This window comes from Geitlerinema sp. PCC 9228 (assembly GCF_001870905.1).
Classification (GTDB): domain Bacteria; phylum Cyanobacteriota; class Cyanobacteriia; order Cyanobacteriales; family PCC-9228; genus PCC-9228.
The window spans coordinates 334-10,418 of record NZ_LNDC01000091.1; the positions used below are offsets into that span (position 1 = coordinate 334).

The window sequence follows — 10,085 nt, forward strand, 5'->3', positions numbered from 1 at the left end:
GAAAATTGCGTAACTCATAATCATCAACTTAAAATTGACCCCGGTTCAAAAACCACGGGATTAGCCATTCTTCAGGACAACCGCAAACCACCTATTATATCTCCCACCCTCGGTACGCTCAATACCTCCAAACCAACCATAACTGATACAATTTCCCTGTATACAGTCCGTTAAACCCATTCATTGTACGTTTTTCATGGCCGACCAAAGTTCTACTCGCAACGAGGCGGAAGTTCGCGCTCAGAAAATAGAAAAACTGCGATCGCTTGGCATAGAACCCTATCCGAGTGTTCGTTTTCAGCGATCGCATACCACCGCTGATGTTCGTGCCATCTTCGAGGCACCCCAACGACAGATCGAAAACGGAGAAACCGACCCGCAAGCCGAACCGTTACACTTGTGCGGCAGAATCACCTCCAAACGCGATAGCGGTAGCATCTGTTTTATCGACCTCAAAGACGCTACGGGCAAAATTCAGCTCAAAATTGAAAAAAAACTCGTTAGCGAGGAGTCACAAGTAAGCTTCAAACAAATCCAAAAACTCCTCGATAAAGGAGATTTCGTCGGTGTGGAAGGGATTGGCTGTCGCACCAACCGCGGCGAGCTTTCTATTCAAGTGGAAAAACTACAATTGCTGGGCAAAGCAACCGCTCCCTTCCCCGATGAATACTATGGCATTAGCGAACCGGAAACCTGTCGCCGCCATCGAGAAATCGATCTGGTGACCCATCCGGAGGCGTTTGAACGGTTCCGGCGACGCAGTCAAATTGTCAAGAGTATTCGTACTTATCTTTGGGATCAAGGGTTTGACGAGATTGAAACCCCCAACCTGCAAGCCATCTACGGCGGGGCGGCTGCTCGACCCTTCGTTACCCACCACAATGCCCTGGATGTAGACCTATACCTGCGCATTGCCACAGAACTGTTTCTCAAACGGGCAGTTTGTGGGGGATTTGAACGAGTTTTTGAACTCGGTCGTGTATTTCGCAACGAAGGTATCGACAGCACCCACAACCCCGAGTTTAGTTCCTTAGAAGTGTACCAAGCCTATGCAGACTATTTTGAAATCATGACCTTGGTGGAAGATTTAATCTGCCATGTGGTTACGAACACCCTGGGAGAGGACGTACGCGAAATTGAATACCAAGGCGATCGCATTGACCTGGAACGCAAATACGACCACAGCGAAAAATATCCTGGTTTTACCGGCAAACACTGGCAGGTAAAAACCATGGTAGAAGCAGTGCGAGACGAAACCGGCTTGGACTTCGATACCCTATCGTTAGCAGCAGCCATTCAAGGGGCCGAAAAACTGGGGCTATCTCCTTCCAAACTGCAAACCCAAACCCTAGGCTATCTCTTATATGCCATCTTTGATGAAATTGTGGCACCAACCTTAATGGAACCCACATTTATCGTCGATTTTCCCATTGAGGTCAGTCCCCTAGCCAAAAAACACCGCAGCCAACCCGGATTGGTAGAACGGTTCGAGCTATTCATCCACGGTACCGAATATTCCAACGGATTTTCCGAACTCAACGACCCCCAAGACCAAAGACAGCGGTTTGAAGCCCAACTAGCACAAAAACAAGCCGGCGATGAAGAAGCTCATCCCATGGATGAAGACTTTCTGGAAGCCCTCTCGTTGGGAATGCCCATCTGCGGCGGTATGGGAATTGGCGTCGATCGCTTGGTTATGTTGCTCACCAACACAGCCAGCATCCGCGACGTGGTGATGTTTCCCACCATGCGCCCTACCAAAACCGAAGAATAGGGAATAGAAAAAAACAGTTCTTCCCCCAATTCGACAGGCAATAGGCTATGGTGGGAGTAGGCTTTCCAGTACTGGCTATGCTGCAACGTTTTCTCGCTTTATCTACCCTAACCCTTGCATTCCTGTTTGCCGGCTGCGGCGGCGGTACGGACGATGGCAATGGTGTCAATAATGGGAACAACGGGAACAACAACGGCGATTCCCAAGAAACCACCAATGGCGACCAATCTGGTTCTGGCGAAGAAGAACCGGTATCGTCCGCCGCAGCCAACGCTCCGCAAGCAGAGGGCAATGGTGAAACGGAAACCGAACAGGCAGAGGATTTTGCCGGTCCGACCATTTCTCCGCGATCGCGCTTAATCCAACCCACGGATCCGCAAGAACGAACTCGACAAATTACCAATCGTTCCGGTCGGCAAACCCAAGCTCCCAACCGAGTACGCCCAAATCCGTTTAGCCCGCCGGAATCCATGCCACAGCCAAGTCCGCAAAATACCAATAACTTCCCCTCTGCTTCCCCCAATATCCCCCCCATTCCCGAACTACCGGAACGCAGCATCCCCGAGATGCCTGAAATTCCAGTAGCGATTGGCCCCGCTTTGCCCGGTCAGACGCCACCTGGCGGTGGTAACAATCCCCCAGATTCGGTGCCGCAGTCACCCACCAACGTGCCCCAACCCCAGTCACCAAACAATGTGCCGCCATCGCCAACACCGAGCGAACCTCAGCCTACCATTGCCCGCGGCGTCGAAGTCACAGGAGCCATTCAAGTGGGCAATGAGGTACTGGCCATTGTACGCGCCCCCAACGAGATCGCCAGTCGGTACGTTCGCGCCGGGCAAACCATCGGCAACGGTCAAGTTCTGGTCAAACGCATTGAAATGCGCTCTGAGGGGCTGCCTGTGGTGGTACTGCAAGAAAAAGGTATGGAAGTGGTGAAAGAAGTGGGTGCGGTGCCTCAGGCAAGCGATGCTGATGCTGGAGAAGAACCGAACGGCAACGGCGGTCCTGCATGAGGGTCAACTTGCAGTAACTATTTTGATATTCAAAATTATTTTTATATTTCAAGAAAAGAAAGTGCTATCCAGCGCTCTTGAGGATGGTGTTAACTATGTTTGGTGGTAACAAAACCGGCATGGCTTTTTTGGTAGCAGCTATCGTAGGTACGGGAAGCTATTTTTTGCCTTCGCTACCGAGTACAGCCCAGCAAAGCGGTCCCAAACTAACTGTTTGCGAGCCCAATATTCGCACGGGTCGAGCCAAATGCAATTACGACAATGGCGATAACTATATCGGGCAAATTGTCAACGGACTGCCCAACGGACAGGGCGTGTACGTATTTGCTGATGGCGGTCGCTATGAAGGTCAGTTTCGCAACGGCCGCCCCAACGGGCAAGGTATGTTTATCACCAGCAATGACGCTCGCTACCGCGGCACTTTCCGCAACGGCAATATCACTAGCGGTCGGGTGACGTTTCCCGATGGTAGCTACTACGAAGGCAATTTTGAGTTGGTGACTAGGGTGGATAGCGGTCAAATCAACAGCCGCCCTTCCGGTCAGGGAAGATTTGTCTATTCCAACGGCGATGTCTATCAGGGCGAGTTTTTTGCTGGACAACCCCTGGGCAACGGTACGCTGACGCGCAGCAACGGTACGGTTTGTCGCGGGGAGTTTTACAATAAAAATCTTGATGCTGACGATGCCGTTTGTGAATTTCCCAATGGGGCGCGCTACGAAGGTGAACTTCGCAATGGCTTGCCCCACGGAGAAGGTTCGCTAACAGGACCTAGGGGCAGAAGTTTTGATGGCAGGTTTCGCAACGGACAACCGGCGATCGATACGGGCGAATGAATTCTAGTAGTGTTCTTGCGCGTTGCCGTTTTTGGCGGTTTGATGGGGTTGGTTTGGCATCCAAAATGGTTGCACGGAATAGGAATGGCTTTCGCTATTTTCGGTATGGTTGTGGGCGACTTTTGGCATTGGCTGGTTTTGGTGGCTTGCTGCTGTTTCCCCTTGGCTGGCGTTTGCCTGGGAAGGGGGGGTTTGACGGTAGCCGTAGAAGTCGATGCGATAGTCGGTGATGCGAATGCCTGTTTGTGCTTCGATTTGTTGGATAATTTCTTCTGGTAGCTCTACGTATACGTCCAGAATGCGATCGCTGTCTAAACAGTTCACGTGGCTGTGGGAATCACTGATGTTTCCGTACAAGCGACCGTCCGAACGTTCGATACATTCAATAATGCCGTGGCTAGCCAGCGCATCGAGATTTTGATAAACCGAGGTATGCCCGATGTTTTTCCCTTCGCGATTGAGATGGTCGTAAATCTCTCTGGCAGACAGATGTTCCTGTCGTTCCCACAACAGTTCCAGTATCAAGCGTCGCTGGCGGCTGACCCGCATCCCCAACGCCTGACAGCGGTCAATGGCATCTTGTAAAGATCGAATGGGTTTCAAAACGGCTGCTTCATCCTCCATCATATTTGTTTGCTAACCAGGGCGACAGTTCGTCAAGCTTTTTTTTAAATTAAGCGATCGCTTGCTGTCAATACAAGTTTCCTATGGTTTTTATTCTATCCTAGAAAATTGGGAATCGTCTGCCAGGTAAGTACTAGCCACGTACCAATTTTTGATAATCTGTGGTATTTTCCCTTCTAGGGAACTTGGATGCGGAAAGCTTTTTTTCAAGGCTTCGATCGGCAACAAAAAACAATTGTTGCTCCTAAATACCAAAACAAATTCAGGCAATCATGGCTACCACCATTCACCTAACGGCAGATACCTTACAACAGCTAGATTTGTCTCCCGCCGAGACTACCATCGAGTCGTGGCAGTGTACCGATTCGCTTCCCGAAACGGGATTGAACTTCCACATTGACTATCCCCGCGAACCGGAAGACCCCCGGGAACTTTCGGAAATTCCGGAAGTGCGTTTGTGGTTTGTGCGCTTGGATGCCCGCTATCCATGGTTGCCCGTTCTTTTGGACTGGAAAGGGGGAGAATTGCCCCGCTACACGGCCATGTTGGTTCCCCACGAGTTCCATCGCACGGAGGGCATTCAGTACAATCCGGAGGCTTTGGAAATTTTTTTAATGTCGAAAGTTTTTGCCATCCACGAATGGTTGCGCCAGCGACAAATGCCCAGCAAGTCCCGTTTGATGTCGATGGCACAGGTGTTGGGGTACGATTTGGAAGCTGGGATTTTTGACTTGCTCGACGGGCAAGGGGAATAGTTTCTCTGGGGCTATACCAGGTGCGATCGCAGCGATCGAGCACCTGCAGCCAAAATTTTCCCCAAAAAAGCTCTATGCTGCCTGATTTCCCCCCAAAATTGTAAATTTTTATTTCTACAAGTCAAATATCACTAGTTGTCCATATACGATTGCACCTAAGGGTGTAGGTTGGTTGTCTTTAACCTGAGTCGCTGCTTGCAGATTTTTGCTGCCCCGAAAAAACCACTCCAAGCAAGAACAAGGCGAGCAAACGATTTCCCAGCAGCAGAAAGTTGGTAACTTTTTATCGCTTTTTGGCTATATAATATTGAACCTTTAAAGCAAGTTTGCACGTTTCCGACCTACCTATTTCCCAACCCAACATCCAGCACAAACGGCTACCAAATTTGAAGGAGGAACGCCATGCGCATTTTGATGATCCAACCCAACTACCATTCCGGTGGCGCTGAAATTGCCGGCAACTGGCCGCCGAGTTGGGTTCCGTACGTCGGTGGTGCTTTAAAACAAGCAGGTTTCACCAACGTACGTTTCGTGGATGCCATGAGCAAGGACATTCCCGATGACGTTTTAGCCAAAATTATCGAAACCAACCAACCGGATGTGGTTTTGGCGACTGCCATTACCCCCATGATTTACCAGTCGGAAACCACGCTGAAAATTGCCAAGGAAGTCTGCCCCAACGTGGTTACGGTGATGGGAGGCATCCACCCCACCTACATGTATGGCGAAGTCCTCAACGAAGCGCCTTGGGTGGATTACATTATTCGCGGCGAAGGGGAAGAAGTAACCGTTAACCTACTGCAAGCCATTGAAAATGGTACCGACAAACGCGATCGCCGGGAAATTAAAGGCATTGCCTTTCTTGAAGGCGGCGAGGTGGTGGCCACCCCAGCCCATCCCCCCATTAAAGATTTGGATACCCTCAGCCCCGATTGGAGCTTGCTGGAGTGGGAACACTACATCTACACGCCTTTGAACGTGCGCGTAGCTGTTCCTAACTACGCCCGTGGTTGTCCGTTCCGCTGCCGTTTTTGCTCCCAGTGGCGTTTCTGGCGCAAATATCGCGCTCGTACTCCCAAGAAATTTGTAGATGAAATTGAAACTCTGGTTAAAGAGTACAATGTGGGTTTCTTTATCTTGGCGGATGAAGAACCCACTATCAATCGCTCCCGCTTTATTGCCTTGTGTGAGGAACTGATCGAGCGCAATTTAGACGTGCATTGGGGCATCAATACCCGCGTTACCGATATTTTACGTGATGAAGAACTGCTGCCTATGTACCGCAAGGCTGGATTGGTTCACGTTTCCCTGGGAACGGAGGCGGCGGCGCAGTTAAACTTGAATGTTTTCCGCAAGGAAACTACCATCGAAGATAACAAACGTGCTATCCAGTTGCTGAAGAAAAATGGCATTGTGGCTGAGGCGCAGTTTATTATGGGGCTGGAGAATGAAACCCCAGAAACTATCGAAGAAACCTATCGTATGGCGTTGGATTGGCAACCGGATATGGTGAACTGGAATATGTTCACTCCCTGGCCGTTTTCCGATTTGTTCCAAGACCTCGGCGATCGCGTGGAAGTACGGGATTATTCCCAGTATAATTTTGTTACTCCGATTATGAAGCCGGAGAACATGGAACGGGAAGATGTGTTGAAAGGGGTCTTGCGCAACTACGCTCGTTTCTACATGCGTAAAACTATTGAATATTGGTTTGCCCGCGATCCTTTCAAGCGCAAGTACTTGTTGGGCTGTTTGAAAGCTTTTGCCAAAACCACTCTCAACAAACGCTTCTACAATTTGGGTCGCGTGAAGTACAAGGGCTTACATACGGATATTGACTTGGGCTTCGACGAGTCCAAAGTGTTTACCCGCGAACAGCTGGAACAACGCAAACAGGAACATCCAGAGTTGCAGGCGGATATGAATTTTGCGGGGACTATGTCTGGTAATAAGAACCAGTCGTCGCAGCAGTAGCTACCGACTACCCATGCTAGCTGCTGGAAACCTCTATTAGGATGGAACCAGAAAAATTCTCTGGCCAATTGAGTTCGCGCTTGGCTTAAAATCGGGTTTTAGCGAATATTTGCAAGGACAGCCGAGTTCATGAGTGACATTCAGGTAATTATTATTGAATCTGATGAAGATACCCGCGTCGATCTGCGGAATCGCTTGCGCCAACAGGAAGGGTTGGAAGTAGCCAGCGAGGCTACCAACGGTCATACGGGGTTGGTTTTGTTGGAATCTATTCCCGTGGATGTGGCGATCGCTTCTATGACCCTATCGGATATGGATGGGGCGAGTTTGACCCAACAAGTCCGACAGCTACAGGAAGATGACAACGAACTGGATGTGAAGCTGCTGCTGCGGTGTTCTCTGGAACGCCCCGACGAAGTGTTGGCTGCTTTTGCTAGTGGTGCGGAATCCTACTGCCACAGCGATCTTTCTACGGAAGAGCTGGCACAGGGTATTCACTATACTTACAAGGGGAATTTTTGGCTGGATCCCGCGATCGCTAAGTCGATCGAACAGCAAGCGGTTGATTTTGCTTTTACAGAACGCGATCGGCAATTGCTGGCTCACATTGCTGCCGGTACTGGCTACGAGGACATTGCCAAGTCTCTCAATCTTTCTCTATCCGGTCTCAACGACTGTATCGGTCATTTGTTCAACACCATGCACAAAAGCGCTCGGGTACAAAACGCTATGAAGTCCCTACAAGGCAATTAAAAAAGCTTGGTTTGGGAGTTTTTTTCTGATTTCTGTGGGAGCGCATCTAGGCTAAAATAGTGGGTCACTGAATGGCTAGATACCACAACAGCGATGGTGCCAAAGGTACCGACCCTTCGGACCATCGCTTTATCTACCAAATTAGAATAGATTCGCTACTACTTTGTTAAGTGTTTGCAGGTATTTGCAAGATAAAAATTTTTGAAGCGGTTGGGGATTGACATGGAACTGGGTTGGGGGTATAATTTTAATAATGGGAATATTTGCTTTAAATTGAAAATCGCGCATATTTCCATTATCTTAAAGTGTCTACTAATAAAATAGCATAATTTGAGGAAAGGGTGGGAAAAATTTTTATCCTTTTATTTTTTGGGAAAGGACAAGACTTAAATTAGGGTCTGCTTGGAGACCAAGGCACCAAACAAACCCATAGGGGAAGCATTAGGAAAAAGACAAACAGCTAGCCAAACATTTTCTCTAAAATAGCATTGGGTTCGATATCTGCCATTTTGCCAGTGGGAGATTGAACAGCGATCGCTTTGTCGCTTTCGGGGAACAATTTGTCCGGTTCGGTGGGACCAAACAGGGCAATCGTATAGGTTTTCACCGCCACTGCTAAATGCATGGGGGCACTATCGGTACACAGCACCAAATTGGCACCGGCAATGGTAGCTGCCAGTTTGCCCACGTCTTCCGGCTCTACAGTTTTCACATCCGGGCAAGCAGAAAGCAACTGTTCCACCCAAGCATCGTCTTCCGGTCCTTTCGCCACCACAACCGGCAAACCGGGTTGGCGTTGCTGAATCTGCTGGATAACTTGCTGCCATTTTTCGACGGGATAGATTTTATCAATCCCGCGATCGATGGCTTTTTGGGAAGAACCGCCGTGAATCAAAATATAGCCGCTATCTTTTACGCCCAATTGTGCTTGGGTATTTTCTGCCCATTCGATATCTTCTTTGAGCAATGTTACCGATAGCTCCGGACAAGGAGTTTGAATATCCAATCCGCCGAGCAAATCGTGGTACATAGCTGCGGCATATTGCTCCGATTTCAGGGATACTGGATTGGTGAGGAAGAGCTCTCCGGCCGTACCGGCGTAACCGATGCGAATGGGAATCCCCGTTAACCAGAGCAAAAAGCCCACCACCCATTTTCGCCCCAGAGACAAGACCACATCATACTCGCGATCGCGAATAATCCCGAGAAAATTCATCCAGTCAGCCAGACCGTTGCGGTCTTTAAAATCGAAAGTAATGGTACTCAAAGAGCGATCGTGGGCGTATTTGCACACCCGATAGGCACCGGTCGCTCTCGGTTCTACAATGACATCAATTGTCGCGTTGGGATACACCCGTTTGAGGTCATCCAACGTGGGAAAAAACAAGAGTTGGTCGCCGATTCCGCCAGGAATTAAAGCTAGTATACGCATTTTGACTGGTTGAGTTTGCCAATGCTCTATTCTATGAGATTCTATTGGTCATTGGTCATTGTTGGCGCAGTTGGTATGCCTGAAGACAACGTACGAGGGGCTACCAACGAACGCAGCCAATGACAACAACGGATTGCATTCAGATAGCGGACAACTATGGTACATCTATTACTCCCAGCTGCCGGTAGCGGGCGTCGCATGGGCAGCGATCGCAACAAGTGCTTGTTAGAAATCTGTGGTCAGCCGATGCTGGCATGGACTTTAAAATCCGCCCTGGCTGCCCAAGAAATTTCTGGCATTAGCATCATCGCACAACCCCATGACTTTCCCGAGTTTAAATCTATTATCGCCCATCTGGAAGCCCAAAAAACCGTACATTTTGTAACTGGAGGCAGCACGCGCCAAGAATCAGTTTACAATGGCTTGCAAACAGTGCCTCCTGATGTCGAACGGGTGTTAATCCACGATGCGGCACGTTGTTTGGCAACGCCGGATTTGTTCGACCGCTGCGCGATCGCCGCTCAGGAGTATTCTGCCCTTATTGCGGCGGTTCCCGTCAAAGACACCATTAAAGTAGTTGACGAGCAAGGCATCATTCAAGATACTCCCAACCGCCAAAATTTATGGGCTGCCCAGACTCCCCAAGGCTTTGAGGTAGCTCTGCTGAAACAATGCCACCAACAAGGCAAAGATTTGGGTTGGCAGGTTACAGACGATGCGGCTTTGTTGGAAAAATCCCAAATTCCCGTACGGGTAGTGATGGGGGAAGAAACCAATATCAAGCTCACCACGCCTGATGATTTAACCCTGGCGGAGCAAATTTTGCGTCGGCGGTGGGGGTCTTTAAACAGTGCTGGATTCATTAACAATCTCTAATATTCTCTACTTTTTGCTTTAATGCTTTATATGCTCCCCCCCCCG

8 protein-coding genes and 1 pseudogene are annotated in these 10,085 nt (G+C 49.4%); 7 read left to right on the forward strand and 2 right to left on the reverse strand.

Going from position 1 to position 10,085, the window contains the following annotated elements; genetic code table 11:
- Positions 1 to 196 precede the first annotated feature (196 nt).
- From lysS to AS151_RS07670, 3 genes are all read left to right on the forward strand, one after another.
- Positions 197 to 1,774, forward strand: a complete 1,578-nt coding sequence (lysS, locus tag AS151_RS07660) for a lysine--tRNA ligase (protein WP_071516458.1) — start codon at positions 197 to 199, stop codon at positions 1,772 to 1,774.
- Positions 1,775 to 1,851: 77 nt separating this feature from the next.
- On the forward strand, positions 1,852 to 2,790 hold the full coding sequence (locus AS151_RS07665; protein WP_211517555.1) for a hypothetical protein: 939 nt from the start codon (positions 1,852 to 1,854) through the stop codon (positions 2,788 to 2,790).
- 95 nt (positions 2,791 to 2,885) lie between these two features.
- On the forward strand, positions 2,886 to 3,626 hold the full coding sequence (locus tag AS151_RS07670) for an MORN motif-containing protein (RefSeq protein WP_071516466.1): 741 nt from the start codon (positions 2,886 to 2,888) through the stop codon (positions 3,624 to 3,626).
- Between the two features lie 195 nt (positions 3,627 to 3,821).
- On the opposite strand, the pseudogene AS151_RS07675 reads toward AS151_RS07670, so the two are convergent.
- Positions 3,822 to 4,250: pseudogene (locus AS151_RS07675) on the reverse strand (Fur family transcriptional regulator); the annotation flags it as partial.
- A gap of 272 nt (positions 4,251 to 4,522) precedes the next feature.
- Between AS151_RS07675 and AS151_RS07685 the strand changes: the two are divergent.
- The 3 genes from AS151_RS07685 to AS151_RS07695 all read left to right on the forward strand — a co-directional run bounded on the left by AS151_RS07685 (position 4,523) and on the right by AS151_RS07695 (position 7,732).
- Positions 4,523 to 5,005, forward strand: coding sequence for a CRR6 family NdhI maturation factor (locus AS151_RS07685; protein ID WP_071516461.1), 483 nt, complete (start codon positions 4,523 to 4,525; stop codon positions 5,003 to 5,005).
- Positions 5,006 to 5,407: 402 nt separating this feature from the next.
- Positions 5,408 to 6,979 carry a magnesium-protoporphyrin IX monomethyl ester anaerobic oxidative cyclase gene (gene bchE, locus AS151_RS07690; RefSeq protein ID WP_071516462.1) on the forward strand — a complete coding sequence of 524 codons (1,572 nt, stop codon included), beginning with the start codon at positions 5,408 to 5,410 and terminating at the stop codon, positions 6,977 to 6,979.
- 129 nt (positions 6,980 to 7,108) lie between these two features.
- Positions 7,109 to 7,732 carry a response regulator transcription factor gene (locus AS151_RS07695; protein ID WP_071516463.1) on the forward strand — a complete coding sequence of 208 codons (624 nt, stop codon included), beginning with the start codon at positions 7,109 to 7,111 and terminating at the stop codon, positions 7,730 to 7,732.
- A 460-nt stretch (positions 7,733 to 8,192) separates the two neighbouring features.
- Here the strand turns inward: AS151_RS07695 and AS151_RS07700 are convergent, their stop codons facing one another.
- Complete coding sequence (locus AS151_RS07700; protein ID WP_071516464.1) at positions 8,193 to 9,164, reverse strand: glycosyltransferase family 9 protein; 972 nt, start codon at positions 9,162 to 9,164, stop codon at positions 8,193 to 8,195.
- A 156-nt stretch (positions 9,165 to 9,320) separates the two neighbouring features.
- On the opposite strand from AS151_RS07700, the gene ispD reads away from it, so the two are divergent.
- Positions 9,321 to 10,040 (forward strand): 2-C-methyl-D-erythritol 4-phosphate cytidylyltransferase, encoded by a 720-nt coding sequence (gene ispD, locus AS151_RS07705; RefSeq protein ID WP_071516465.1) that lies wholly within the window; start codon positions 9,321 to 9,323, stop codon positions 10,038 to 10,040.
- The last annotated feature ends 45 nt before the right edge of the window (positions 10,041 to 10,085 follow it).

What these genes read in the sequence shown, in the direction of transcription:
- lysS (WP_071516458.1), top strand. Translation starts at nt 197, where the DNA reads ATGGCCGACCAAAGTTCTACTCGCAACGAGGCGGAAGTTCGCGCTCAG.
- AS151_RS07665 (WP_211517555.1), top strand. Translation starts at nt 1,852, where the DNA reads ATGCTGCAACGTTTTCTCGCTTTATCTACCCTAACCCTTGCATTCCTG.
- AS151_RS07670 (WP_071516466.1), top strand. Translation starts at nt 2,886, where the DNA reads ATGTTTGGTGGTAACAAAACCGGCATGGCTTTTTTGGTAGCAGCTATC.
- AS151_RS07695 (WP_071516463.1), top strand. Translation starts at nt 7,109, where the DNA reads ATGAGTGACATTCAGGTAATTATTATTGAATCTGATGAAGATACCCGC.
- AS151_RS07685 (WP_071516461.1), top strand. Translation starts at nt 4,523, where the DNA reads ATGGCTACCACCATTCACCTAACGGCAGATACCTTACAACAGCTAGAT.
- bchE (WP_071516462.1), top strand. Translation starts at nt 5,408, where the DNA reads ATGCGCATTTTGATGATCCAACCCAACTACCATTCCGGTGGCGCTGAA.
- AS151_RS07700 (WP_071516464.1), bottom strand. Translation starts at nt 9,164, where the DNA reads ATGCGTATACTAGCTTTAATTCCTGGCGGAATCGGCGACCAACTCTTG.
- ispD (WP_071516465.1), top strand. Translation starts at nt 9,321, where the DNA reads ATGGTACATCTATTACTCCCAGCTGCCGGTAGCGGGCGTCGCATGGGC.